This is a genomic window from Bradyrhizobium sp. LCT2 (genome assembly GCF_009931255.1).
GTDB lineage: Bacteria > Pseudomonadota > Alphaproteobacteria > Rhizobiales > Xanthobacteraceae > Bradyrhizobium > Bradyrhizobium diazoefficiens.
The window spans coordinates 294,650-320,933 of record NZ_CP034432.1 but is presented as its reverse complement, the minus strand read 5'-3'; the positions used below and the strand labels follow the sequence as shown (position 1 = coordinate 320,933).

Annotated in this window: 23 protein-coding genes; 8 read left to right on the top strand and 15 right to left on the bottom strand. The window is 62.6% G+C overall.

Annotation, left to right across the window (positions count from 1 at the left end):
• The first annotated feature begins 65 nt into the window (after positions 1–65).
• Positions 66–1,199 carry an SAVED domain-containing protein gene (locus EI171_RS02315; protein ID WP_161532469.1) on the top strand — a complete coding sequence of 378 codons (1,134 nt, stop codon included), beginning with the start codon at positions 66–68 and terminating at the stop codon, positions 1,197–1,199.
• 254 nt (positions 1,200–1,453) lie between these two features.
• On the opposite strand, the gene EI171_RS02310 is transcribed toward EI171_RS02315, so the two are convergent.
• From EI171_RS02310 to EI171_RS46615, 5 genes are read right to left on the bottom strand one after another with little or no spacing between them, the layout of a single operon-like run.
• Complete coding sequence (locus tag EI171_RS02310) at positions 1,454–3,772, bottom strand: hypothetical protein (RefSeq protein WP_161532468.1); 2,319 nt, start codon at positions 3,770–3,772, stop codon at positions 1,454–1,456.
• Positions 3,769–5,817 carry an AAA family ATPase gene (locus EI171_RS02305; RefSeq protein ID WP_161532467.1) on the bottom strand — a complete coding sequence of 683 codons (2,049 nt, stop codon included), beginning with the start codon at positions 5,815–5,817 and terminating at the stop codon, positions 3,769–3,771. Before EI171_RS02305 ends, EI171_RS02310 begins: the two co-directional genes overlap by 4 nt.
• Complete coding sequence (locus EI171_RS02300; protein ID WP_161532466.1) at positions 5,814–6,344, bottom strand: hypothetical protein; 531 nt, start codon at positions 6,342–6,344, stop codon at positions 5,814–5,816. The genes EI171_RS02305 and EI171_RS02300 overlap by 4 nt, the downstream gene beginning before the upstream one ends.
• Positions 6,344–7,663 carry an SIR2 family protein gene (locus EI171_RS02295; protein WP_161532465.1) on the bottom strand — a complete coding sequence of 440 codons (1,320 nt, stop codon included), beginning with the start codon at positions 7,661–7,663 and terminating at the stop codon, positions 6,344–6,346. The genes EI171_RS02300 and EI171_RS02295 overlap by 1 nt, the downstream gene beginning before the upstream one ends.
• Positions 7,660–8,235: an XRE family transcriptional regulator gene (locus EI171_RS46615; RefSeq protein WP_371740416.1), complete on the bottom strand. Its 576-nt coding sequence runs from the start codon at positions 8,233–8,235 to the stop codon at positions 7,660–7,662. The genes EI171_RS02295 and EI171_RS46615 overlap by 4 nt, the downstream gene beginning before the upstream one ends.
• 536 nt (positions 8,236–8,771) lie before the next feature.
• On the opposite strand from EI171_RS46615, the gene EI171_RS02280 reads away from it, so the two are divergent.
• Positions 8,772–9,680 carry a restriction endonuclease gene (locus EI171_RS02280; protein WP_161532464.1) on the top strand — a complete coding sequence of 303 codons (909 nt, stop codon included), beginning with the start codon at positions 8,772–8,774 and terminating at the stop codon, positions 9,678–9,680.
• Positions 9,681–10,040: 360 nt separating this feature from the next.
• Here the strand turns inward: EI171_RS02280 and EI171_RS02275 are convergent, their stop codons facing one another.
• The 4 genes from EI171_RS02275 to EI171_RS02260 form a co-directional block, all read right to left on the bottom strand.
• Positions 10,041–11,459, bottom strand: coding sequence for a YhcG family protein (locus EI171_RS02275; RefSeq protein ID WP_161532463.1), 1,419 nt, complete (start codon positions 11,457–11,459; stop codon positions 10,041–10,043).
• Positions 11,402–12,643: a site-specific integrase gene (locus tag EI171_RS02270; RefSeq protein ID WP_161532462.1), complete on the bottom strand. Its 1,242-nt coding sequence runs from the start codon at positions 12,641–12,643 to the stop codon at positions 11,402–11,404. Before EI171_RS02270 ends, EI171_RS02275 begins: the two co-directional genes overlap by 58 nt.
• Positions 12,644–12,806: 163 nt before the next feature.
• Positions 12,807–13,409 carry a RadC family protein gene (locus EI171_RS02265; protein WP_161532461.1) on the bottom strand — a complete coding sequence of 201 codons (603 nt, stop codon included), beginning with the start codon at positions 13,407–13,409 and terminating at the stop codon, positions 12,807–12,809.
• Positions 13,410–13,449: 40 nt separating this feature from the next.
• Entirely contained in the window at positions 13,450–14,421 is a 972-nt protein-coding gene (locus EI171_RS02260; protein WP_161532460.1) for a DMT family transporter, read from the bottom strand.
• A 131-nt stretch (positions 14,422–14,552) separates the two neighbouring features.
• Between EI171_RS02260 and EI171_RS02255 the strand changes: the two genes are divergently transcribed.
• Positions 14,553–15,149 carry a bifunctional transcriptional activator/DNA repair enzyme AdaA gene (locus EI171_RS02255; protein ID WP_161532459.1) on the top strand — a complete coding sequence of 199 codons (597 nt, stop codon included), beginning with the start codon at positions 14,553–14,555 and terminating at the stop codon, positions 15,147–15,149.
• Positions 15,150–15,163: 14 nt separating this feature from the next.
• Here the strand turns inward: EI171_RS02255 and map are convergent, their stop codons facing one another.
• The gene (map, locus tag EI171_RS02250; RefSeq protein WP_011090891.1) at positions 15,164–15,982 is read right to left on the bottom strand and encodes a type I methionyl aminopeptidase; all 819 of its coding nucleotides are present in this window, start codon (positions 15,980–15,982) and stop codon (positions 15,164–15,166) included.
• 116 nt (positions 15,983–16,098) lie between these two features.
• Positions 16,099–17,415 (bottom strand): mechanosensitive ion channel family protein, encoded by a 1,317-nt coding sequence (locus EI171_RS02245; protein WP_028175937.1) that lies wholly within the window; start codon positions 17,413–17,415, stop codon positions 16,099–16,101.
• A gap of 208 nt (positions 17,416–17,623) precedes the next feature.
• Between EI171_RS02245 and EI171_RS02240 the strand changes: the two genes are divergently transcribed.
• The 5 genes from EI171_RS02240 to EI171_RS02220 all read left to right on the top strand — a co-directional run bounded on the left by EI171_RS02240 (position 17,624) and on the right by EI171_RS02220 (position 23,351).
• The gene (locus EI171_RS02240) at positions 17,624–19,417 is read left to right on the top strand and encodes a potassium/proton antiporter (RefSeq protein ID WP_028175936.1); all 1,794 of its coding nucleotides are present in this window, start codon (positions 17,624–17,626) and stop codon (positions 19,415–19,417) included.
• A gap of 539 nt (positions 19,418–19,956) precedes the next feature.
• Positions 19,957–20,535, top strand: a complete 579-nt coding sequence (locus EI171_RS02235) for a class I SAM-dependent methyltransferase (RefSeq protein ID WP_161532458.1) — start codon at positions 19,957–19,959, stop codon at positions 20,533–20,535.
• A 10-nt stretch (positions 20,536–20,545) separates the two neighbouring features.
• Positions 20,546–21,205, top strand: a complete 660-nt coding sequence (locus tag EI171_RS02230) for a DedA family protein (protein ID WP_161532457.1) — start codon at positions 20,546–20,548, stop codon at positions 21,203–21,205.
• A gap of 239 nt (positions 21,206–21,444) precedes the next feature.
• On the top strand, positions 21,445–22,314 hold the full coding sequence (locus EI171_RS02225; protein ID WP_161536897.1) for a UDP-2,3-diacylglucosamine diphosphatase: 870 nt from the start codon (positions 21,445–21,447) through the stop codon (positions 22,312–22,314).
• Positions 22,314–23,351 carry a glycosyltransferase family 1 protein gene (locus tag EI171_RS02220; RefSeq protein ID WP_060910005.1) on the top strand — a complete coding sequence of 346 codons (1,038 nt, stop codon included), beginning with the start codon at positions 22,314–22,316 and terminating at the stop codon, positions 23,349–23,351. The genes EI171_RS02225 and EI171_RS02220 overlap by 1 nt, the downstream gene beginning before the upstream one ends.
• Before the next feature lie 38 nt (positions 23,352–23,389).
• Here EI171_RS02220 and modC read toward each other — a convergent pair whose 3' ends face one another.
• From modC to EI171_RS02200, 4 genes are all read right to left on the bottom strand, one after another.
• Positions 23,390–24,052 carry a molybdenum ABC transporter ATP-binding protein gene (modC, locus tag EI171_RS02215; RefSeq protein ID WP_060910006.1) on the bottom strand — a complete coding sequence of 221 codons (663 nt, stop codon included), beginning with the start codon at positions 24,050–24,052 and terminating at the stop codon, positions 23,390–23,392.
• A 2-nt stretch (positions 24,053–24,054) separates the two neighbouring features.
• Complete coding sequence (gene modB, locus EI171_RS02210) at positions 24,055–24,750, bottom strand: molybdate ABC transporter permease subunit (protein ID WP_011090882.1); 696 nt, start codon at positions 24,748–24,750, stop codon at positions 24,055–24,057.
• Between the two features lie 13 nt (positions 24,751–24,763).
• Positions 24,764–25,546, bottom strand: coding sequence for a molybdate ABC transporter substrate-binding protein (modA, locus tag EI171_RS02205; protein ID WP_060910007.1), 783 nt, complete (start codon positions 25,544–25,546; stop codon positions 24,764–24,766).
• Between the two features lie 210 nt (positions 25,547–25,756).
• On the bottom strand, positions 25,757–26,260 hold the full coding sequence (locus EI171_RS02200; RefSeq protein WP_060910008.1) for a hypothetical protein: 504 nt from the start codon (positions 26,258–26,260) through the stop codon (positions 25,757–25,759).
• Positions 26,261–26,284: the final 24 nt, after the last annotated feature.

Genomic DNA, 26,284 nt, shown 5'->3' with positions numbered 1-26,284 from the left:
AACTGCGCGGTTGAGCTTTGAGGGTAAAACGTGAACACTATACAGAGTCGAACCGGAACTTCACCATGGCAAAAACGCAAATCCCCCACAAAATTCAGACCTCTCTTTGGGCCAAGGCCGGAGGGCGGTGCGAATACCGGGGGTGCAATGAGGAACTGGTCGGCGACCTGATGGCCGGTCGCGAGGATGGGAAGTTTGGCTTCATAGCTCACATCGTTGCCGATAGCGCCGATGGGCCACGCGGGGACCCGGTTCGCTCATCCGCGCTCGCAAAAGATATGAACAACCTGATGCTGCTCTGCGCGAAGCATCACAAGGGCGTGGATGTCGATTATCTGGCGGATCATCCGGAAGACGTGCTCCTCGAGATGAAGGCGGAGCATGAGGATCGAATTGCGATTGTCACCGGGATGGCGCAGGAGCGCGCCGCGCACGTACTCCGGTTTGCGGCCGATATCGGCCAGCGGGACGCACTCGTTTCGACCCGTTCGATCTTCATGGCCATGCCACCGGACAGGCACCCCGCCGAAGGACGAACGATCGATATCGAGTTGGTCGGATGTGCCTACGCTGATCACGAATTGAGCTACTGGACTGTCCAGCAGGATAATCTCCGCCGCGTCTTTGCTCGCAAGGTGAAGGAGCGCATTGAGCAGAAAGAGATCAAGCAGCTCAGTGTCTTTACCTTAGCGCCGCAGCCGCTGCTCATCCAGTTAGGGCATCTCTTGGGAGATATCGTCCCGGTCACGGTCCATCAGCGGTATCGCGAGCCCGCGACCTGGCGCTGGCAGCCCAACCAAGCCGCGATAACCTTCCGCGTTGAGGAATATTCGGGGCCAGCAGCCGCAAGCGTTGCGCTCAAGCTGGCGCTAAGCGCGACAGTGACGGATGATCGAATTCGCGCCGTGCTTGGTGATGATACTGCTATCTGGTCCTTGACGGCGGAAAACCCGCATAACGACATTATGCGGCGGCCCGAGGATCTCGTGGAGTTCAAGCGTCATCTTCGGCGTCTGTTCGATCGGATCAAGGCGGTTCACGGCGAACAGGCCACCATCAACGTTTTTCCGGCACTCCCAACGTCAGCGGCAGTTGAGGTCGGAAGAGTGCTGATGCCGAAAGCCGATCTACCGCTGCATATTTATGACCAAAACCGGTCTGTCGGCGGCTTCATCCCGACCTTGAAAATTGGCGAGTAGCGGCAGGCGGACCGCCGCATGGTTGGCTGTACTCCTCCGCCTGCCAGCGCCGGAAAGAATGCTGCGCTTTGCTTTGAGCGCTGAAACCGAAGCTGAGACGCTGAAGCGATCGTGACGTAGAAAGCGGATTCTTGAGAACATTTCGATCACCTTGACCGATGGCCGCGTCCGCGGCAGAGCAGGTGTTGCTCTCTCGCTATCAGGTAAGGATGCGTCTGACGCAAGCGAACGCGAGGAGCGTGATGTCAAGATGACTATTTGTCGACATCATCGAACACCGAGCGTTTCGTCGTGACGGGAGCTGAAGGTGAAGACTCCTCCTTCTTCTGCGTCACGATGTGCGTCCAATCAGTCTCGTCTTCGGAGCTGTCGTCGTGCTCGCGCTTGCGCTCTTCAATCGCCTTGACCGACTGTTTTACCCGGTCGCGCGTGTCATCGATCATGGATGTGGTCTCTGGGTCGCCCGTCGTCGCCTCGATGCGGTCCAATACACCAAGAAGCTTCTTGAAATGGCTATCAGGCTCTTCGTCCAGATCTACTCCCTCAGCGATCTCGTCGGCGCGTTCTACTAGCGACGGCAAGACCTTTGCGCGCAGCGCCAGTCCCAGCCCAATAAGGCGTGATGGCGGAATAAGTGCTAGCATGTTCTCTTCGTCAAAGAAGGACGTATCGAGGTCCGTAAGTGCGGCTGCCTCCAGGCTGTCGGCTGCCTCCAAGCGGAGATCATCAGGTAAGACAGCCTGATGATGAGCGCGAGCATGTGCGTTTAGCCGAGGATCGTTGCCAATGAGGTCAGTGTGCCAGCACGCTCGCCGAAGCAAGTCCGGAAATTGCTGAATCGCCTTGGCGAACACGGATTCGCTGGCGCGGTAGGACAAGAAGTGGAACAGCATCCAATTGCGGTGCCATTCGTCCGGCGTGCGGCCAAGCCGGGCGACCAGGGCGTCGTCGAGGGTCGTGGGGATAACAAGCGCATCTCGAATGAGAGGCGAGTTTTCGCAGGTAAAGCTACTGAGAATGGTGTCGATGGTTGCGCCGCGTATGAGCGCCGCCATCATATGCGGCTTCTGGCGAAGGATCTCCGTCAGAGCGTCAGATATCGTTGGATGAGCGAAGGTCCATTTGGACCCGGAGAGCTTCAGGAAAGAGCCCTTCAGTTCGGTGAAACAATCTTGGATCTTCGTCAGGCTATAGCCTGTCAGGTCCGCGACTGCCTGGGCAGCCGGCACATCGTAGTCGCTTGGATCGAAGCCGGCTTGGTGGACGTAAACGAGGATGAGCGCCGCCTGCAACTGATCATCCAGAGCACTGACCGTATCGATTAGATGTTCTGTTGGCTCTTGCATGAACCGAACTAGCGAGCTCTCGCGGGGCGCGAGCCCCTTCGTAAAGTTCGGGTCACCAAGACGCTCTGCGATACCCGGAAGGAAATCGCGTACAGCGGCGACCGCTGGGAGATGGGGCTTGACGCTCGATCGCCAGCTCTGGCTCTGCTCGCCAAAATTCACGTGATTATAGAGTATCTGCGCCTTTTCTTCGAACGTGAGCTCGCCGACATCGACGACGGCGCTACCGTCGGCGAATTGAGCAAGGTTGCGTTGTCCGAGCCGCCGCCTCGCCGCTTCGTAGATGTGTTTGCGAGACGTCAGGAGAAAGCGGTTGCCGTGCTTGATTGCGGCCCGCAGCTTGGAGAAGGCCGAGGCCCAGTCTTGCACATAGTCGTCGCGCAGCACGTTCGAGCCGAAGGCATCGTCGATCCAGAAGAAGCGGCCCGGATCGTTCGGATTCCAGCCGGCCTCAAAGTCGCGTGGACTGGTCAAAGCAAGAACGGTATTAGCCGGATTTTCCGAGGCTATTGTTGAGACGATCGCGCCAATTGCTGATTTTCCGCTTGAGGGGTTGCCCAGCAGCAGCACTACGCCATGATCGGAGATCGCGTTGACCGCGTCGCGATGGGATTTCGTCGGCACATAGGTTCGAAGCTTTGGGATCCAGCTATCAAGCAGCGCCCGGCTCTGCTCGCTCAGGCGCTCATCAACGATCGAAGTTAGGTCCCCGAGGCCGTAGACTTGGGGGACAAGGGCGCGAAGGCGAGCGCTGCTCCTGATGACGCGGACGATATGTTGGCGACCAATGATGTGCGGCTTACGCACGCCGAGGGCGTGAAGCCTGGCGCGCATGGCGGCTGCGACAGGCGCATCCACGCTCATGTTCGTCATGAACGCATAGGTATCCGCCTGGCCTGCTTCTACCAGTTCTGCGACATGATCAATCTCCGCCGTGAGATCGCTTAGCTTCAGCGCCTTTGATGCGTCAGATGTATGTTTGCACTGGACCGTCCCGATCGGTAGAGCGTCGATTTCCGCGGGGATGAGGAAGACAGCGTCCTGACCGCCGTCCTGGGCCTCGCGGAAGATCTCGACGGGCCGCCCGAGCACGACCTCGCAGACCTGCGAGCAAAGATCCTGAAACGCGCGCCAACCGATCGTATGGAGCGCCAGATCGCTCCACGGGCCGTGCGCTTGACGCTCGCGCGGTGCCGGAAGTTCGATTTGCACACTCTCGACCGTCATGCGGTGCCAACACCGCGCAGAACGCCGACCGGCATCGGATAGATTTCCTGGTCCACCACCACGCTCGTAGCCCCGAGCGACCCAAGGTCAATATCGAGACGCCGGCCGCCCTCGGTCGCGGTGCTCACCAAGCGCCGGCACAGCAGATCGGCCAGCGCGGGGTCTTCAACGGCGCAGATTATCTGGCGCCCGTCCGAGCGGAGGGCGGCAAGCACTTCGACTAGGTGGAGGGCTCTGAAATCGTCGATGTGCTGAACGGGATCGTCGAGCAGGAGGGACCTAAGCGGTGTCCATGCTCGAGCGAGGTGGACGGAAAGTAGGAAGGCTAGGCCGGCTGCGCGACGTTGGCCACTGCTGAAGACAAACTGCGGGTTCAGGCCGTCTCCCACTTTTAGGCTCAGGAAACGTCGGACGTCGCCGCGGATGCTGTAGTCGATCGTCCGCCAGTTGGCGTGCGGTCGTAGGCGTTGGTAAAGCTCATTGAGGAGGGGGCTGATTTGAGCAAGCCGCTCATCGATGATTTCGGCGCTCACGCGTCTGACAGAGCGCTCGATTTCGCGGGACGCTGTGACGGCATTTTGCGACAGGGTAACTGCCCGAGCCAATTTCTCGATTTCGTCTCGCAGCGCTGAGATGTTGCTTTCGATCGATGACATTCGCGACACTGCTTGCGAGGCCTCCAGCACGAGGAGCGCACGCTCGAGGTCGATCAATCGATCACGCTCGGGAGAGATAGCCCGCTCGAGCGCGTCAAGATCTTGGATGAAGCGGTGATCGAGTCCCCACTGATTGTAGAAATCGACATGGGCTGCTTCCCGCTCGCGCAGCCGGCTCAGCTCCTGTGCATGAGTTTGAACTGCGGAGGCGGTTGTCTGCAAGGTGAGGCTGGGTTGCCGCGCGTTCGCCTTCGCGCTGGCAAGAGCATCGCGAGCGGCCTGAACCCCCGACGCCAGTGATGTAATCCGTCGCCGCGCCGCGGCGAGACCGGCGGTGAACTCGTCCGACGTCCGATGGGCTGCGCACAGCGGGCAGTGATCGTCGTGCAGCCCGAGGCGCTCACCGTGCTCGACGAGGAGGCTCAGCGACGCCGCCATCGCGTTCATCTCTTCTTCCCGCATGAGGCGTTGTTCAGCTTCAGAGACGACTTGCTGTGCAGCATCATGCTCGCGCTGTGCCGCTTCATATGCTGCCGATGCGGCCTCGCGATTCGCAACAGCATCTGGAGCGTTGTAGGCCGCCTGCGACGATGCGACCTCGCGGCCGAGTTGGAGCGCTTCGCCCATTCGACCAAATCGGGCTCGTCCGTTCGCGAGCGCATTTCGACCGGCAGCCAGTCGTGCGGTCAACTCGGTGGGGGCATCCGGCGCCGCGGTGGCGATCACTCGGAGCGCGGAGGACACATCCCCTGATCTGCTGAGCGCGGCTTGCGTCTCGGACTGCTGTGTCAGTCTGTCCGCCAGCCGCGAACGGGCAGCCTCATAGGCGGCCTCGTCTTTATTGTGCGCGGCTTCGGCAGCAGCTACGACCTCCTTGGCTCTGCTACCGGCTTCGGAACCCTCCAGTGCACCGAGCGCGGAGCGGACGAGATCGAATCGCTCCGTTTCGGTGAGATCCAGGCTCAGCGCGGCGATCCATTCGTCACGGATGATCGATGTCCGGGTGAGCTGACGAAGTGCGTCATCCGGTGCAGGTCCACGGCACAGCGCAGCGCGGATTTCCTCTGGTGAGTGATCGGAGCCGGATTCTCGCGTCCGAGTGATAGTGAATGGCTTCCCGTTGTCGTCAACAAAAGAGGCGGTGACGTAATGAGCTTTGGGTACGCCTTCGCCGCGCCACCAAAGGTAATCGCTGAGGCTTTCCTTCGCCGCCTTCTCCACCGCGTACTTGTCGATAGAGCCTGTGATCGCGAACTCGACAGCATCGCACAGCGTGCTCTTGCCCACGCCGTTGCGACCGGTGATGACGGTGAAGCCCTGTCCGAAATTGATCCGGACGAGATCCCTGAAGCCACGAAAACCGCATACTTCAATGAAATCGAGCCTCATGATGTCGCTCCCAAGATGCGAGCGACCTCTGCCGGCGTGGTCTCGTTAAGGAACGCGGTAACAGCATCCGAAGGAATGTCCTTCAGCCTGGCGCGCAGTCTCTTTTCAAAGTTGGACGCGCCGAGCAGCGGCTTGGAGCGTATAGACAGCAAAGGTAGAAGCGCCTTCTCGACGTCATCGGCTGTGGCGATCGAGGCTCTGGCGATCTTTCGGGTCAAAGAGAAATCCTCTTCGATGCGCTCGATCTCGCGTCCTCGGCGCGCATCCTGATCCGGCGTCAGAAAGACCGAATAGACGTTCCACGCCTTCGCTCCGGCGCCGCGCAGCGAAGCGGCGTGCCGAGTGAGCGCGGCTTGCTGGTTTTCCTTCCAGGTGGTGAGGAGAGCATCTGCGGTGTCGAAGACGTGGACGAATCCCATCAGCGCCGCGTTTTCGAAACAGGTCACTGGCCCGGCCGAGCCAGTCCACGTCCAAGTTTCATATTGGGCGTCGCGAAGGAGAATTTCGGCTTGCGTGAAGATGTCCATTAGATGCCCAACGCAGCTCTTGCTCCAGGAAGATCGTACCATTCCCCCGCTGGGCCGGGACGAATGACATCACCGGCGCGTCCGCTGCGCACGACGTTGTCCGGCACGCCCAAGTCGGTCGCGCCCACTGCCACAACGATGTCAGACTGCATCGCGGCAGGCGGCTCGACGAATTTTCCCCGTAGTGTCCGAAGGATCGATTGAGCACCGTTGAGGACTCGGATGCTCCGGCCGTTCAGATCATAACCGTCAGCGCGTTGAACAGCGCCGGCCTGACGGAGCAGCAAGTGGAAGAAGCCGAGGGCTTCCGAGTTTGCTGGGCGCAGGAGCTTAGCCGGCTCCGCCGCCGAGACGCCTTCAGCATCTCGCCTCAGACCATACAGAGCCTCGCTATCGAAGTTCCCGACGTTCAGCCAAGCTGGGTCACACTGGAGTCCGGCGGCGTGCTCGAAGGCGGCCCGTCCGGCATTCAGGACCTGACGAAGGTAGTTCGATGAGAACGCGCGACGAAGCTCGTCGAGCGCCGCAGCTCCGGACTCTTGGACATGTTCGAACGTTACGTTTTGTGCGTGCGCTATTTCCCAGAGCTGGGGGGCCTTCTGCTCGAGCGCATTTGTCGGCGAGAGGTCGATCACAGTCACCGACAGCGGCTGCATGTCGATCAGCGCTTCGCCGATTACGGCGTTGAGGTATTTCCAGTCCGACCAGAAGCCGACGACGAGCAGATCCTTCTGCCGGAGGTTGGCAGCCATCCAAACTTTGCTACGCGCAATGCGAGTCGAGATGGTCGGATCGTCGAGCTGTGAAGGCGCCCAGACCGTCGCTGGTCGATCGCGGTGGGAACAGCCATGGAATTTCAGCAAGGGCGCCTGACGGACGGAATCGACGGTGGCTTCGTCTCCGTCGAGCGAGCCCCGAAAGTCTGCGCCGTAGTCCCAGGCGCGTCTCTCGATGAGCGTGTCGTAGTTGCTCGATATGCCGGCAACGGCGGCACGGGTGATGAGAAAGTCCGCTATCGCGGCATGCCCCGTATTCGAAGGCCGCACAAATGCAGGCCAGGGCACGAGATGTTCGATGAAGACCGATTGCAGGGTGTTGAGGCCTGCAAAGTGCTCAGCGAGGGCTTCGAGATTGTCCCGAAGAGCGAGGTCGCAGTTCGGGTCGGATTCGAGACGATATTTGTCGAAGCACCGCTCGGCGACCGCGCGGGCCGACGGCAGGCTGCTGGGCGGCGCCATCGAAAGCCCGGCACCACAGACCACCAGAAGGCGGCCAGCGTTCATAGAGGCTAGCAGTCGAGTGATCGTCTCAGGTGTCAAGCAGGCCTCCGCCGAGAGCTAGCTCGCCGAGCCGATGGCTTCACTGCTGGCTGAGTTAGCTCGCCGAGATGTTCGATCCTCACGGGCGGCCGGGCCGGCAGCTTTACTGTCAATTCCAGTTTGCCACCTATCGCTGCGACGTAGCTGCGGAGCGTCGAGAGATACATGTCCGCCTGGTTCTCGATCTTGGAGACGGAGGGTTGTTTGATGTTCAGGGCGGTCGCGACATCTTCCTGGGCCTTGCCCGCGATCTGACGCAGCTCGCGCAGTCCTTCGACCTCCTGCTGGAGTTCGCCATAACGCGCTTCGATCTGCTCCTGCCGGTCGTGGGAGAGGGAAGCTATGACCTGATCGATACTCCGTCCCATAGGATCACCCTTCTTTAAGGATCTCAGGTTTTTCAGATGGTCGGAAAACCGGCTGTCGGATTTTGCGATTAGGTGCTTGTAGAAACGCTTCTGGCCACTGCCCGACTTGTCGCCTGCGACCATGACGATAGTGTTCCTCTCCGGATCAAACGCGAATGCCGCAAGCCATTCGCCATCCGCGGCAGAGAACCGCATCTCCGTCATGTTGGCGTGCTTCGAGCCTTTGAGCGTGTCGACGTAGGGCCGACCGGTCCGGCGGACCGAATTCGGCGAACAGTTTCGCGACAGCCAAAAGTTCGGTCTAAACCCCGCGCTCGAAAGACAGAAACTCCGCCTCGGAGGCGTCGTGAAGTCTGACGTCCCAACCACATAGCTTCCAAGCTATGTCGGGTCAAGGGTGATGAGGTTGGCATCCCTTGGCTGCACCGTTCTCCTTTGTATCCGATCGTTCTTACCGACGGCAAAAGCAATGAATGTCGCGACAAAGCTGTTCCGGCCAGTTACCCGACGTTACGCTTCGTCGCCACGAAAATTGTAGCTTCTGGGCGTGGGCTCGGAGGACAGGTTTCGCGATGAAGAACTTGGCGGGTGAAGCTCAAGCCGCTCGATGTCGAACGGGAGATTCGCGACGAACTCGACTATGTCTACTCCACAGGCCTCTAAGGTCTCCTTTCGAAAGATGGAAGGCTGGTCGTCCTATTTGGAGTACAAGGTTGACAGGTGGACGTAGGATCTGAGCCGTGAAGGAAACCGTCTCTCTTGAACGACCCGGTCAGCGATTCCATCATTTGGTCGCTGTCTTAGAGCGCATGTTCGCGCACCACGACGGAGTGACCGTGGCTTCCTCCTTACGGTTGCCCGACAAGGACACCGGGCGGCTTCGCGAACATGACGTGGTGATTATCCGTCATACCCATCACGGGCCGAACCTGACCGCCATTGAGTGCAGGGACCAAGGGAGAAAGGTGGGAGTTCCTCAGATCGAGGCTTTCGCTAAGAAGTGCGAAAAGACCGGGATCCATCACGGAATCGTAGTCGCTGCGAACGGCTTTACAAGTACGGCTCGCACCAAGGCTAAAGCGCTGAACCTGACGTGCATGAATTTGGCCGAGGCGGAATCCTTTGAATGGATTCGCACTGTCACCATCATCGGCCAATTCTACAACTTCACCGCGGTCGACGCCCGCGTTCGCGTGGTGGAAGACGAGCGAAAGGTCACGAATCCATCCACGGTCTATACGCCTGACGGCTTGCCCTACACCGGCGAGGGTATTCAATCCCACATCATCGACAAACTGCCTCCCGACGTCCGTAAATCGACCACACGCCAGACCTTCAACGGTCAAGTCATTGTTCCCATGGATGGATTCTTCGTTATCGACAATCTGAGCCAACGCTTCCAGGTGAAGGATATCATATTCACTTACGTACTGGAGATTGAAGTCACGGAACGCCCGATCACGCTCCATCACTACCTCGGAGAAAACACAGCGCTGGAAATTGCGTCCGGACAAATCACGTTCTCTGGTGGGCAATCCACGGTGGCATTCGTCAAATCGAAGGACGGCGTGATGGGCTACGTCGTTTCCACGGGAGGGTTGCACCATGGAGTGAAGATCGGCGATCTGCCGGAACAGCGCCTCAGCTAGATTCTAGCAAAGTCGTCGGCTAACGGCTGCTAGCTCCGGCGACTGGCCAAGTAAGGAATGACGGACCGTCAGGATTTCTGGCGCTACGCGAACAGGACTGCGCGCAGGATCTGATCGGCATCAATCTCGGTCAGGAATTCCCCGCAAGCGGCATCCCAGGACGGCGCGTCGTAGAGACGCCCGCGTCGCGTGCCAGCGCGTCGTGCGCGCGCTTGAAGAAGTCATCGTTGAGTTGCAAAGGCTCAACAAGATCGCCGAAGATGATGTGTGCAACCTGAACGAAAAGTTGGTGAATCTCAGCGGTCGGCAGATCGCCCCATTAGATCTGCTGAGGGTAAGGGCGAAAAAACACGTCCTCGATCATGATGTTTCCCCGTTAACGGGGCCATTTCCACGCAGGTTTTGAAGTTCGTTTAGAAAAACTGTGCCGACATCGACGGCTTGCTCCGCGGTCGTCGGGTCGACGTCCATACCGTGCGCGGCCTCGTTCATGACTCTCAGTGAGTCCAGAAGCTGCGCGGTGCTGGCGGGGGCGAGGCTGCGACGATGCAGTTCGCGCAGCATGTCGCTGAGGCCAGTCGGTCGAGTCGGAGCAAAGCCGTGGTCGTCCATAAAGTCGTGCAGGGCTCTCTCGATCTCCATGCGCATTTTGACGAGAGACATGAGCGGAAATTCACGAGCGAACTCCTCCACAGTCGGCAGGTCTTGCTGAAGCTGGGGCGGCAGTGCAGGTGAGAGCTGATATTGCGCTACACCCATCGGCTTGCTCGCGTCGCGTAGAGCATATTCGACGATCACCTCGTTACGGCCCTTACAGAGGACGATGCCGATCGTCGCCTGATCGTCGCGGTGCCGGAGTTGATCGTCAACTGCCGAGAGGTAAAAGTTCATCTTCCCTGCGAATTCGGGCTTGAAGTCTTCGATCTTCAGTTCGATTACCACGAAGCAGCGCAATCGAAGGTGATAAAAGAGTAGATCAAGATAGTAGTCCTGGCCGGCGACCTCGAGATAATACTGGCTGCCGACGAAGGCAAAGCCCTTACCAAGTTCGAGGATGAGCGACCGGAGGTGCTCGATCAGCCCACGTTCGAGGTCACGCTCGAGCATCTCGGGGCCGAGCGATAGAAAGTCGAAAGTGTAGGGGTCTTTCAGGATCTGCTGGGCGAGCTCCGATTGCTCGGCTGGCAGGGTCCGCGAGAAATTTGTGAGCGCGCTGCCCTGGCGCGCGAACAGGTTGCTATCGATCTGATGGATGAGGACGTTGCGGCTCCATCCGTGTTCAATCGCTTGGTGGGCGTACCAAGCGCGCTCCTCGGGCGCCTTGACTGCATCCAGCAGGCGGACGTTATGGCCCCAAGGCAAAAGTGCAACAACCTGTTGCACAAATCCGCTATCCGGCCACGCCTCCGCGAAGGCGCGCATATACTTCAGGTTTCGGGCCGAGAGCCCGGTCATCTCAGGGAAGGCTCGGCCCAGGTCGTCGGCTAGACGATCGATGACCTTGGCGCCCCATCCCTCCCGGTCCTGTCGCGCGAGGATATCGCGTCCGATGTTCCAATAAAGCAGGATCAGCTCACGGTTCACCGAGAGAGCGGCACGATGCCGCGCCTCCGCGATCTTCCGTTTAACGTCGCTGACGAACGCCGAATAGCTTTGGGCGTCAATTTCGGTCGTTGGCTTGGCCCCTTTTCGGGCCGAGAGGGATTTGGAAGGTCGCTTGCTCACGCGGCCACCTTCAAGCGCTTCCTCGCCAGCATGGCGCGCACGAACTTGTCCCACTTTGCCATTCCCGCGCGCTTCTCGGGCATGTAATGCCAGCGATCATAGTTCTTGGAACTGACGTCCTGGAGCGCATGATTTTGCAGACGATCTCGAATTTCTTTGGACACGCCCGCCTTGCCGGCCAGCGTCTTGAAGGTTCGCCGAAGGTCCCGATTTGTTGCGTAGGGGATCACGCCGCGGTCCCGCTGACGCCAAACGAAGCTATAGAGCGTACCGTGGCTTACGGGCTTGGATGGGTCCTTCGCTGAGGGAAAGAACCAGCCGTACTTATTTGGCTTGATCGACTCAATCAATTCGGCGGCGGTCGACGGCACTGGAACAGCGTGCGGCTGAAGGTTTTTGGTCTTGGACCAATCGATGATCTTCTCCGGCGCATCCCATTGATCGACATGCAGGCGCGCGATTTCCTCGACGCGTTGACCAGTCAGCATGATCAGCTGCACGGCGCGAGGATAGGAGGGATGAACCGGCGTATCGGGGCATTCCAGCCAGCGATAGAGTTGTACGAACTCTTCCTCGTTGAGCCAGCGCGTGCCCTGAACCTTAGGTTCGGTCGGAATTTCCGAGGCCGGATTGAATGGGATACGGAAGCGGCGCGGGGATGTATTCCGATAATCGTTGTCCGATTTCATCCCCCAACTATAAGCCGCGTGGATGTAACATCGCACGTGATCGGCCATCGAGCGGGCGCCACGCTCGTAGATCGGCCGGATAAGCTCGACGATCTCCTCAGATTCGATCTCGCGCGCGAGCCGGTTGCGTCCGAGCGTATCGGCGATCTTGTTGAGGCCCTTCTCCGTCTCCTTCCAGGACGGCTTCCCGGCGGCCTTGAGCGACCCGACGTAGCCTTCGAACAGATCAGCGACGGTGCCGGGGCGGGTATCTGTTGCGATCTTGATGCTCCGGCCCTTCTGGATCACATCGGCGTAGTCACGCTTGAAGACCTCGCGCGCCTGGGCCAAGGACGTTGACGGATAGGCGCCGAGCTTCTTTTTAGCGCGTTTACCGTCGCGCCATTGCTGCGCCATCCACTCAGCGGTCACGCGCTTGGGCATCGGTTTGAGGACAAGAACGAGACGGCCGGTGCCGCGACCTTCACCATCTGCGAGGTTTTCTTGTTTCCGGCTGAGTTCGACGCGTTTCATCGCATGTCGGATCGCGGTGTCGGTCAGGCTTGGCATGGCGTCTCTACTGTTCCGCAACTGGGATCGGTCGGGGAGAAGCGGGGATCGTTTACTGGGATCGGAAAACCGTTTTCTATCCCTCTAACCGCTCCCAATTTGCCATGAACGCCCCCACCACGCAATGCGAGGAAAAACTAATTTTATAGGTGTTTCAGAGGGATCAAGCGTGATCTAGCGTGATCGAATAGGGGGTAGTGGGGTGGTTGTGCACCAGGATCAAGGCGGTTGCCGACAGCTCCAGCGCGCGCTTGATCACCTCGCGCGGATAGACCGGGGTGTGGTCGACGGTGCCGGTCTGCTGCACCTCGTCGGCGATGAGCTGGTTGCGCTTGTCGAGGAAGAGCAGACGGAATTGCTCCTTGTCGGCAAAGGCCATGCTGGTGCGGCAATAGTCGATCACCTCGTTCCAGGACGACAGCGCGTTGCGGCTGTTGACCTCGCCCTTGGCGACGCGATGCGCGGCGGCTGCGATCAGCTTGAGCTGGTGGATCGCGGATTCGCCGATGCCGTCGATCTCGCGCAAGCGCGCCACCGGCGCGTGCACGACCTCGGCGAACGAGCCGAAAATCTTGATCAGCGTCTTCGCGAGCGGCTTGGTGTCGCGCCGCGGCAGCGCCGGAAACAGCGCCATCTCCAACAGCTCGTAGTCGCTGAGCGCATCCGCCCCGGCGCTGTAAAAGCGCTCGCGCAACCGCTCGCGATGGCCGTGATAGTGCGGCGCGTCCTCCGGCTTGGTCTTGTCGTGGTCGGCTTTGGCGGGCATCGGCCGCCAGCATCGCCGGGGACCTGCGCTTTTGCAACCGTCAATTGCGGGACGGTGCGCCGGTCGCTGTCTTGCCGGTCCGTGCAGGAGCGGGCACCGTGACCGCCACCACGCCTGCGAGGATGAGCGCCATTCCGGCAAGACTGGACCAGCTAAAACGCTCGCCGAGCCACGCGGTGCCGAGCGCCACGGCGAAGCCCGCGCGCAGATAGCTGCCGCTGGTCGTGCCGAGCGGGCCAAGCGTGTGGATCAGCCGGAAATAGATCACCATCGCGAACGCCGTGCAGATCACCGCGAGCGCGATCACCGCTGCGATCACCGCTGCGATCGCCTGCGCGGGCGGCGGCGCCAGCGTCCATGGCCGTTCGAGAACGGCGGCCGCGGGGAGCATCAGCACCGCTGCGCAGCTCATGGCTCCGGCGGCCGTGACGATCGCGGGAAGGCCCGAGAAGCGCTGTCCCCATATCGGCGCGACCGCGTAGCAGAGGCTCGCGCACAGCACGGCCGCTTGCGCCAGCGGAGCGGTCGTGCCGATCCCCGAGAGCGCGTCGCCGCCCATGGTCACGGCAACGCCCGCAAGGCCAAGAGCGACGCCGAGGATCTTCCGGCCGCTGACGGTCTGCCGTCCGCGCCCGCTCATCATCGCGATTGCGAGCACGAACATCGGCGGAGTCGCATTGAGCACGCCGGCGAGGCCGCTGGCGATATGCGCCTCGCCCCAGCTGATCAGGGTGAACGGCAGCGCGCTTTGCAGCAGGCCCTGCACGAGGAACGCAGCCCACACCGATCCCCGGCGGGGAAGGGCGTGTCCCTGCGCGCGAGCGATCAGGAGCAGGAGAATGGCCGCGATGGTCACCCGCGCCGCGACCATCGTGAAAGGCGGAATCGAGGGGATCGCGACCTTGATGAGCGTGAACGAGCTGCCCCAGATCAGCGCCAGCAGCAGCAGGAGCCCGATTTCGAACGCGAGCGTGGTTTGTTCTGACGTCGTCTGTTGCGCCTGTGTGTCCATGCGATGTGCTCCAGGATGTGTCGGCACCATGATCCGGAGCGACGGCGCAGGCTGGCTGAATTCGGACCTCATCGCCCGACCGAGTCCGATTTCAGCTACTCGGCGAGCCGCGCGGTCATTATTCTTCCGCGATGGCGACAGGTTCGGCACATCGGCAAACGCTGCCACCGCATCTCGACTGGGACACATGCGACCGGGCGCGGCTGGCGCGTGCGCGCGCGTTCGACGGCCTGTTCTTCTCGGGTGTCCGCTCGACGCGGATCTATTGCCGGCCGGTCTGTCCGGTTCGCCCCGCGCGCTCCGAGAACGTGACCTTCTATCCGACCGCTGCGGCTGCGGAGCGCGCCGGCTTCCGCCCATGCCTGCGTTGCCGGCCGGAAGCGGCGCCGGGGTCGCCGGCCTGGATGGGGACCGCCACCACCGTTGCGCGCGGCATGCGCCTGATCAACGACGGTTTTCTGGATCGCGCGTCGATGGTGGAGCTTGCAGAAGCGCTTGGGGTCGGGCCGCGTCATCTGCTGCGCCTGTTCATGCGCCACACCGGCGCGAGCCCGAGCGAGATCGCGGCGACCCGCCGGGTGCAGGAAGCCAAGCGTCTGATCGACCAGACTGAGATGACGTTGGCGGAGATTGCGTTTGCGGCGGGCTTCGGCAGCGTCCGCCGCTTCAACGATGCTTTTGCCGCGACCTACAGGCGGCCGCCGTCGTCATTCCGCCGCCGGCGATAGGACGCGCGCCGGGATCACCCGATCTGTTTCTCGCCGTGCCGCTCCGACAGCGTGAAGATCTCGACGCCGGTCGCGGTCACGCCCACCGAGTGCTCGAACTGCGCCGACAGCGAACGGTCGCGAGTGACGGCGGTCCAGCCGTCGGAGAGGATCTTCACATGCGGCTTGCCGAGATTGATCATCGGCTCGATGGTGAAGAACATGCCGGGCTTGAGCTGGACGCCTTCGCCGGGCCGGCCGATATGGATGATGTTCGGCTCGTCGTGAAACATGCGGCCGAGACCATGGCCACAGAAATCGCGCACCACGCTCATGCCTTGCGGTTCGACGAAACTCTGGATGGCGTGGCCGATGTCGCCGGTGGTGGCGCCGGGCTTCACCGCCGCGATGCCGCGCATCATGGCTTCATAGGTCACCTCGATCAGCCGCTCGGCCTTGCGCGCAATCGGGCCGATCGCATACATCCGGCTGGAATCGCCGTACCAGCCGTCGACGATGAAGGTGACGTCGATGTTGACGATGTCGCCCTCTTTCAGCGGACGGTCGCCGGGCATGCCGTGGCAGACCACGTGGTTGAGTGAGGTGCAGGTCGAGTAGCGATAGCCGCGATACATCAGCGTCGCCGGATAGGCGCCATGGCTGAAGGCGAAGTCGCGGACGAACTGGTCGATGCGCTCGGTCGGCACGCCCGGCCCGACAATGTCGGTGAGCTCGTCGAGGCACTTGGCTACCAGCGCGCCCGCCTTGCGCATGCCGGCAAAGGCGCTCGGTCCATGCAGCTTGATCTGTCCGGTCTTGCGCAGGGAGGTATCGGTGGCTTCGACGTAGCTCATGCTTGTATGGTCTTTGCGGGGCTCGATGCGGTGGAAAGGGCTTGATTTCAGGCCCTAATCTAATGATCGCGGGCCTTCATGCAAGCCGAGCGTGGGCCTTGCGCCCGAAAGCGGGCCTAATTCGGGACTTCTACGGTGGTTTCCACCGGCAGGGCGCCGCCGCGGACGCGGATTTCGCGGACCGGATAGGGAACCCGGATGCCCTCGCGCTTGAAGGCCTCCCATAGCGCCAGCATCACGTCGCTTTTGACATTGTCCATGCCGTCGGGGTCGGCGAGCCAGAGGGTCAGCGAGAACTTCATCCCGGCCTCCGCGAACTCGGTCAGGATGCAGTTCGGCGGCTTGGCTTTCTGCGCGCGGGGATGGGCTATGGCCGTCTCGATGGCGAGCTTGCAGACCAGCCTGGGGTCGGCGTCGTAATTGGTGCCGAAGGCGATCTTCACCAGCGTGTTCTTGTCGGTATAGGTCCAGTTGACGACCTTCTGCGTCACCAGGTCCTCGTTCGGCACCAGGAACTCGCGGCCGTCGCCGGCGGCGACGGAAATATAACGCGTCTTCATCGCGCTGATGCGCCCGGTGTTGTCGCCGATGGTGACGAGATCGCCGGGCTTCACCGATTTGTCGGCGAGCAGGATGATCCCCGAGATGAAATTGGCGACGATCTTCTGCAGGCCGATACCGATGCCGACGCCGACCGCGCCGGAGAACACCGCGAGCGCCGAGAGGTCGATGCCGACCGCGCCGAGCGCAATGACGATTGCGATGGCCAGAAGTCCGATGCGGATGATCTTGACCAGCAGCACCTGCACCGACGGCGTCAGATCGGTGGTCGAGTTGATCCGGCTCTCGGCGAAATTGCTGGCGATGTTGGTGGCCCACAGCGCGATGAGCAGCAGCGCGCCGGCCTTGATCACCAGCAGCGGGGTCAGCCGCAGGCCGCCGAGCACGATCGCGAAGGAATCGAGCAGGTCGATCGTCGCGTCGAGCTGGCCGAGGATGGAAAGCGCGGCGACGAACCACGCCGTGATCGACACCAGCTTGACGATGAAGGCGTTGCGCAGCACCGAGGTCACGAGCCGGATCGCGAGCCAGGCCAGCCCCATCTTGGCGGCGACCATCAAGAGATAGCTGCGGCTCGGCCAGGTCGCATGGTACATCACGAAGCGGGAGATGATCACGAGCAGGGTGAACACCGCCGTCGAGGCACTGGAGACCATGACGCGGGAGAAGTGCCGGAGCGGCAGCGGCCAGCCCATCGCCAGCGATGTCATGTCGACGCGGTTGCGAACGCCGGCTTCCGCGGCATAGGCGATGCCGGCTGCCGCGAGAATGAGACCAAATTGCAGGTAGAACCAGGGTGAGGAAATCTCCGCCCCGACGCTGCGTGCGGTCGTCTGCACGAACTCCATGAAGTCTTTGAGGTCCATGTCCATCGGTCTCGTCGGGAAGCGGGGGAGGAATTGATTCGAGGGCGCTGCAGAATCCCACAAAGGGTGCGGCCCGGCCATCGATACACCGCTATGTGAAGCGCGTTAAGGCCGCAAAATACGGGCAGATTGCCGCGAGCGGGAGAAAATGGGTTGGCGCGCCGGTGCAGCGACGATAAGGATGCAAATCCAGCTATTTTTACCCGGAAGGTGGATGGCCTCTCTCGACTCTGTCAGCCTCGCCATATTGCTCGGCGCCGTCCTGGTGATGGCGGGTATCCTGTCGAGCCTGCTTGCGCTGCGCTTCGGCGCGCCCCTGCTGCTCGTCTTCCTTGTGATCGGCATGCTCGCGGGCGATTCCGGTCCCGGGCAGATCCAGTTCGACGACGTCCGCACCACCTATCTGGTCGGCTCGGTGGCGCTGGCCCTGATCCTGTTCGACGGCGGCCTGAAGACGCGCTTTGCCAGCATCCGCACCGTGCTTGCGCCATCCGTGGTGCTCGCGACTGTCGGCGTGCTGCTGACCGCGCTGATCACGGCGCCGTTCGCCAAATACGCGCTCGACCTCAACTGGACGGAGTCGCTGCTGGTCGGCGCCGTGGTAGCCTCGACCGATGCGGCCGCCGTGTTCCTGCTGGTCCATACCCAGGGCCTGCGCCTGCGTCCGCGCGTTGGTGCGACGCTGGAGGCCGAGTCCGGCACCAACGACCCCTTCGCGATCTTCCTCACCCTGATGCTGGTCGAATACATCTCGCTGGGATCGAGCTCGGCGGGGCACGTGCTGATGGAGTTCCTGCAGGAGGCGGTGCTGGGCGCCGTCGTCGGCTTCTTCGGCGGACGTCTCGTCGTCATCGCGCTCAACCAGGTGGCGCTGCCGCAGGGCCTGCATGCGCCGTTCGTGACCACAGGCGCGCTCGTGATCTTCGGCGGCTCGCAGATCATGCATGCCTCGGGCTTCCTCGCGGTCTATCTCGCCGGCATCATCATCGGTAACCGGCCTACGCGCGCGCATAATTCGGTGGTGACCTTCCTCGATGCCGCGACCTGGCTGGCGCAGATCGTGATGTTCGTGCTGCTCGGTCTCCTGGTCTCGCCGAGCCGGCTCGGCGCCAGCGTTTTGCCGGCTGTCGCCGTCGCGCTCGTGCTGATGCTGGTCGCACGGCCGCTCGCGGTGTTCGTCTGCCTGGCGCCGTTCCGCTTCAACTGGCGCGAAAGGATCTTCATCGCCTGGACTGGCCTGCGCGGTGCCGTCGCGATCTTCCTGGCGTCGATCCCGATGCTGGTCGGCCTGTCCAAGGCCTATCTCTATTTCGACGTCGCCTTCGTCGTCGTCATCATCTCGCTGCTCTTGCAAGGGTGGACCCTGGCGCCGGCCGCGCGCAAGCTGCACGTCGCGCTGCCGCGCGCCGAGCGCGGCCCGCGGCGTGTCGAACTGGATCTGCCCGGCCAGCTCGAGCAGCAGCTCGTCGGCTATCCGGTGCGATCCAAGAGCCTGTACTTCCGCCGCGGCCTGATCCCGTCCTGGTCGAAGCCGACGCTGGTGATCCGCAACGAGAACATTTTGACGCCGACGGAGGCCGATCCGATCGCGCCTGGCGACTACATCTATCTGCTGGCGCCGCCGGAAAAGGCCGAGTCGCTCGACCGCTTCTTCGTCGACATGCAGCCGAGCACCGCGCCGGACCCGCATCTGCTCGGCGACTTCATGGTCTCCGGCGAGCACACGCTCGCCGAGCTCGCCGAGATCTATGGCGTGAAGGTGAGCGAGGACGAAGGCAAGCTGACCTTGGCCGACTATTTCGACGTCCATCTCGACCGCGCGCCGAAAGAGGGCGCTGAGCTTGCGCTGGACGAGATCGTGCTGGTCGCACGCAGCATCTCCGGCGGCCGCGTCAACGTCGTGGGCCTGCGCCTGCCGGAAGACGAGGAAACGCCCGCGCCATTGACGCGCTGGCAGGCGCTGCGCCGCAAGCTGGCGGAGCTATGGACCTCGGTGGCGGGGGTTTAGCGGTCCCGGCGTCGTCATGGCGGTGTGAGTTGTTGAAGCGATATGCCTCCCCAAAGTCGTCCTGGCGAAAGCCAGGACCCATAACTACAGGGTGAAGTTTGGCGAAGACTGGTAGCTATCTCTTCTTTGCCGGTACTCGCACCGAACGCTCTCGATAGATCACGCGGTATGCGTCCCGGCCTTCGCCGGGACGACGGCGGAGGGTGTGGTTCCACCAACAGTGCCGCATCGAGGAGTCTCTCCTTCGCGCTCGCTGCCGGCTTTTTGTCCAATTCATTGCGGCAACCTTGCGGCTCCATCCAGCGCGAACGTCGCGGATGTTTTTTTGAAAGATGCGCATTCGCGACAGACTCTCGCAATGTAGGCGTGAGACTGAAGCCACTATTGGGTCGGGCTTGATCATCCTGCCAGGCCCGACATGGCTCACCTGCGCGACGCTCCGCGTTCGATGGCGGACACGCGCAAGCGGAAAGACATTTGAATGGCCTTGGTACTGAACCGCACCTGCGAGACCGACTGCATCGCGAGGGAGATCTCGCATGTTGTCTGCTGACATCCTGCCGTTCTTCCGCGCCTGGATTCGCGATCCTTTGCGTGTCGCAGCGGTTGCGCCGTCGGGACCCGCCGCGTCGTCGCTGATGGCGCAGGAGATTACGGCAGAGACTGGCCCCGTCATCGAACTCGGCCCCGGCACCGGCGTGTTCACCCGCGCATTGCTCGATCGCGGCGTCCGGCAGCAGAATCTGACGCTGGTCGAATACGGCTCCGATTTCATCCCGTTGCTGCAGCAGCGCTTCCCCGGCGCGCGCGTGCTGTGGATGGATGCGGCCTGGCTGGTGAGAGAAAAACTGTTTGAAGGGGCGCCGGTCGGCGCCGTCGTCAGCGGCCTCGGATTGCTCACGATGCCGCCAGGAAAAGTGCTGGCGATTCTCGGCGGCGCGTTTGCCTACCTCCGTCCGGGCGGCGCGTTTTACCAGATCACGTACGGCCCGCGCTGTCCCGTCCCTGATGCGATCCTCGATCATCTCGATCTGCAGGCAAGTTGCATCGGGCAGACCTATCGCAACCTGCCTCCGGCCTCGGTGTACCGGATCAGCCGCCGTCCCCCCTGCGCGTGATCGAGGCACCATGGACACGTCGAGCACGATCGCAATGTTTCTGCACTTCGGCCTGCTGGGCATTTGTTGCCTGGCGATCGCCGAGAAATTCATTCCGGTGTTTCCGTCCTACGTTCTGTTGATGCTGCTCGGTCTCACCGTGTCCGACGGCGCGTCGCTGGCCATGACCGTCGTGGCGACAAGTGTTGGATCGGTCGTCGGCGCGCTCGGCTGGTACGGGCTTGGCCGCGCGCTCGGCTCGCAGCGGATCGAGCGACTGGTGAGGACTTACGGCAAATACGTGCTGCTGCGGCCCTCGTTCTATCAGCAACTCACCGATGCCTATCGCGGCAACCATTTCTGGGTCACGCTGATCGGCCAGACGCTGCCGACCGTGCGGATCTATCTGGCGTTGCCGGCCGGTGTGCTGCAACTGGAGCCGCGCGCCTTCGTCACCGCCACCGCAATCGGCACCGTGATCTGGAACATGCCGTTCCTGAGCCTCGGCTATGTGCTGCGCGACAGCGGTCAGGATCCCGTCAGCATCGGCTTCTGGGTGGTCGCCATCCTCGTCGCTGTGGAGGTCGCGATCATTCTCGGACTTCGCCTTTACACGCACGCGATCGCGCGGTCGCGCCTCGCGTCGTCGCGCGCCATCGCCGCCCCCAAGGCTGTGGAGGAGATCGCATGAGACCCCTGTTGTCCCGGTTTCGGTCCGGCTCGCACACGCTTGAGCATCTCACCGCCGCGGTGCTGATCCTGCTCGCCGGCCTTCAGTTCGGTGTCGCGGCGTCCGACGGGCGGCATCGCGGCGCCCAGTTCGCGCTCCTGGTTCTTGCCGTCGGCGTCTATTGGCATCGCTCGATCTTCCGGCGCCGCGCCAACCGCGATGTGACGAAGGCGGTCGCGGGATTGGCGGAAGCTGCCGCGATGGCATTCCTGCGCGATGACAATCGCGGCGACCGGCCGGCGCAGAGTCCGGACAGGGATGCGGCCTTGCCGTCCGACGTCGTCAAGGTCAGGAGCTTGTTCATCTCCGATGTCCATCTTGGGACGAGGGGATGCCAGGCCGAGCGGCTGATCGACTTTCTCCATCACCATGACGCCGACACTGTGTTCCTGGTCGGCGACATCGTCGATGGCTGGTACCTGCGGTCGAGCTGGTACTGGCCAGGCACGCACAATGCAGTGGTGCAGGCGCTCGTCGATATCGCGCGGCGCGGCAAGCGGATCGTCTATGTAGCCGGCAATCACGACGAGTTCGTGCGCGACTATGTCGGCTCGACCTTTGGCAGCGTCGAGGTGGTTGAGCACGCGATCCACCGGGGCGTCGACGGCCGCGCTTATCTCGTCGTCCATGGCGATCACTTCGATCTCGTCGTACGCCACGCCCGCTGGCTGGCGCTGCTCGGCGATGTCGGCTATCGCACGGCGCTTGCCTCCAACGTCTGGCTCAACTGGATCCGGAGCCGGTTCGGGCTCGCCTATTGGTCGTTCTCGTCCTGGGCGAAGCTGCGGGTCAAGAATGCGGTCAATCACATCGGCCGCTTCGAGGAGGTTCTGTCGTCGGAGGCAAGGCGGCACGCTGCGCAGGGCGTGATCTGCGGCCACATCCATCACGCAGCGATGCATGACGAGTTCGGCATTCGCTACATCAACACCGGCGACTGGGTGGAATCCTGCACCGGTGTCGTCGAGCACCATGACGGCCGGTTCGAGATCATCCGCTGGGTCGAGGCGCGGCCCCAGCAGATGCCGGGGCCGTCGAGCGTGGTGCCGTTCGCAAGGGCGGTCGCCTGATGCGCGTGCTGGTGGCAACCGACGCCTGGCGCCCACAGATCAACGGCGTGGTGCGCTCGCTCGAATATCTCGCCAGCGAAGCGCCTTCGTTCGGCGCCAGTATCGGCTTCCTCACGCCGGGCGATTTCCCCACCGTGCCGCTGCCCGGCTACCGGGAGATCCGCCTCGCGCTGGCCTCGGTGGGGCGAATCGAGCGCGCGATCAAAAGCATGAGTCCGGATTCCGTGCACATCGCGACCGAGGGGCCGATCGGGTGGATCACTCGCCATGTCTGCCAGACCCGCGGCTATCCGTTCACGACGAGCTATCACACCCGCTTTCCTGAATATCTGGCGGAGCGGCTGCCGGTGCCGCTGAGGTGGAGCTATGCGGTACTGCGCCGTTTCCACAACGGCGGCGACGGCATCATGGTCGGCTCGCCGACGCTGGAACAGGCCCTGAAGGCGCATGGCTTCCGCAACCTGATGCCGTGGTCGCGCGGCGTCGATGCCGTGCTGTTTCGTCCGCGCAGCGTGCAGCCGCTCGCCTTTCCGGCGCCGGTGTTCCTGTATGTCGGCCGCATCGCGGTCGAGAAGAACCTCGAGGCTTTCCTTGCCTTGGACCTGCCGGGCTCGAAGGTCGTGGTCGGCGACGGGCCGTTGCGTGCGAGCCTGCAGGCGCGGTTTCCGCAGGTCCATTTTCTCGGCACGCGAACCGGGCGAGCACTCGCCGATGTCTACGCGTCAGCCGATGTCTTCGTCTTTCCGAGCCTGACCGATACGTTCGGGTTGGTGATCCTCGAAGCGTTGGCGTGCGGCCTGCCGGTTGCGGCCTTCCCGGTGATGGGGCCGCTCGATGTGATCGGAGAGTCCGGATGCGGCTGTCTCGATGCCGACCTGCGCCGCGCGGCGCTCGCCGCCCTGCAGGTGCCGCGCGAAAAATGCCGGGCCTATGCCCTGACTTTCACTTGGCAGGAAAGCGTGCGGCAGTTTCTCGACAACGTCAAGCGGGCGCATGGCATGCTGACCGACGCCGCGCGGCCGCTGTTCGCGAGCTGAGGGACGACAAGCAAAAGAGCGGCAACGTCACAAGCCCCTCACGTCAGCACCTTCACCCCGCCGAACGACGTCACGCGCCCCTCTTTCAGCATCACGATTTGCGTCGCGAGCTGGCGCAACTCGGCGACGTCGTGGCTGACATAGACCATGGGGACGTTGGCCTCATCCCGCAGCCGCACCAGATAGGGCAGGATCTCGAGCTTGCGGCCTTCGTCGAGCGCGCCGAGCGGCTCGTCGAGCAGCAGCAAGCGCGGTTTGGACAACAGCGCGCGGCCGAGCGCGACGCGCTGGCGCTCGCCGCCGGAGAGTTTTCCGGGACGGCGGTCAAGCAAGGCGCCGATGTCGAGCAGGTCGATGACGCGCCTGTGCTGGGCAGGATCGGGCGCAAGGCGGTTCATCCGTCGTCCATAGTCGAGATTCTGCGCAACGTTGAGATGCGGGAACAGCCGCGCGTCCTGGAACACATAGCCGATGCGGCGGCGCCAGGGCGGCACATGAATGCCGGCCGCGGTGTCGTCCACGGTCTCGCCGTCGATCACGATAGTGCCGCGGTCGGGCCGCAAGAGCCCGGCGATCATGTTGACCAGCGAGGTCTTGCCGGCGCCTGACGCACCGAACAGGCCGATGACGCGCCCTTCGCCGGTGAACGATGCGTGAAGCGAGAACTCGCCGAGCTGCTTTTCGACATCGACCCGCAGCATGGTCAATTCCCGTGCAATCGCGCGGTGGCGCGGCGGGCGAACCACTCGGCGGCAATCAGCGCACCCAGCGCCAGGATGACCGAGACGATCACGAGGCGGCCCGCCGCGGCATCGCCATCGGGCGTCTGGATCAACGAATAGATCGCCGAGGAAATCGTCTGGGTCTCGCCGGGAATGTTGGAGACGAAGGTGATGGTCGCGCCGAACTCGCCGATCGCTTTCGCGAAGCCGAGCACCATGCCGGCGAGCACGCCGGGCAGCGCCAGCGGCAGCGTCACGGTGAAGAACACTTTCCACGGTGCCGCGCCAAGCGTCTCCGCGGCCTGCTCCAGCTTGCGGTCGATCGCCTCGATCGACAGCCGCATCGGGCGTACCAGCAGCGGAAACGACATCACGCCGCAGGCGAGCGCCGCGCCGGTCCAGCGGAACGCGAAGACGATGCCGAGATGGTCGGCGAGGAAGCCGCCGACGAGGCCGCGGCGGCCGAAGGTGAGAAGCAGCAGATAGCCGGTCACGACTGGCGGCAGCACCAGCGGCAGGTGCACCAGCGCATCGAGCAGCGACTTGCCCCAGAAATCGCGTCGCGCGAGCAGCCATGCCAGCGCAATGCCGAACGGCGTCGCCACCAGCGTTGCGATCACGGCGACCCTGAGCGAGAGCAGGATCGCAGTCCATTCGGCAGGTGAGATCTCGGACATCAAGTCGCAGATATCACGTCGTGGGGCTGATCAGGAACTTGAAGCCGTATTTTTCCAGGATCGTCTTGGCCGCAGTCGAGCGCAGGAAGGCGAGATAGTCGCTGGTCTCGCCCTTCGCGGTCACGGTCGCGGCAACGGGATAGATGATCGCGGGATGCGAGTCCGCCGGGAAGGTGCCGACGATCTTGACGCCCGGCTCGACCTTGGCGTCGGTCGAATAGACGATGCCGAGATCGGCCTCGCCGCGGGCGACCAGCGTCAGCGCGGCGCGCACGCTCTCGGCCATGGCGAATTTCGGCTCGGCCGCCTGCCACGCGCCGAGCTTCTCCAGTGCAGCCTTGGCATATTTGCCTGCTGGCACCGACTTGACGTCGCCGGTCGCGATCCTGCCGTCGCCCGCGAGCTTGGCGAGGTCGAAGCCCTGCGCGATGGCGACGCTGTCGATCTTGGAATCCTTCGGCGCGATCAGCACGATGCTGTTGCCGAGCAGGTTGACTCTGGAAGGCTCGTTGATGGTCTTCCTGGAGATCGCGTAGTCCATCCAGTCGGTGTCGGCGGAGACGAACACGTCGGCCGGCGCGCCCTGCTCGATCTGCTTGGCGAGCACCGAGCTTGCGGCATAGCTGACGCTGAACTTGACGCCGGTCTTCGCGGTGTAGGCCGCGTCGATCTCGTCGAGCGCGTTCTTCATCGAGGCGGCGGCGAACACGGTGATGGTCTTGTCCTCGGCGGCGGCGGGCGACAAAGCCGCGAGCAAAACGATGAAGGCGGAAAAAAGTACGGAAGGGCGGGACATCGGGAGCGCTCCATGCGCGCCTGCGCGCGCCAATAGCGCACGCAAGACGGCGTTGGTTGAGTCAGGGGTGCGATCGGCGGACGCGCTGTTCCGGGGAGCCCGACGGACTTACGGTCCCTCGGGATATCGCTGGGCGCGACCATAACAGGCTGGCGGAACAGGTCAAAGGCGACCTTTGAGGTCAAAGGCGACCTTTGGTCCGACCCTTGCCTACTCGCTCGGCAGGATCGCGATCGAGATAAAATTGTCCCTGGCGCCGCTGACCTGGAGCACCAAGGGCTGCGCCGACAGCTCGTATTTCATGGTCTTGCGGATGCCGTCGCAATCGGTCGCGCCGCTGAAGGCCACGGGCTTGAGGACATGCCCGTCCTGCACCACGTCGACCCAGGCGCCGGCCGACAGGCTGATCGTGTAGAGCCCGGCTTTCGTTGTCTTGATGCCGGTGAAACCGGCAAAGGTGCCGTCCTTCGGAGCCCGCTCCGGCGGCGTGGGCAGCTTTGCTTCGCTCGGGGCGACCAGCCCCAGCGTAATGGCCGATGACGGCAGCGCGGCCTGTTCGCTCCCCGAAACGAGCTTCGCACGGTCCGGCGCCGTCAGCGCGGCGCGCTCGCGCTCGATCGGCCATTTGAACTTGTCGCAGCCGCTCGGCTCTTCGGCGGCCAGAGCGGAGGTCGCACCGAGCGTGAGCGCGGCGAGGAAGGTGAGGATGCGCATGTCAAATCTCATCGTTGGCCACGC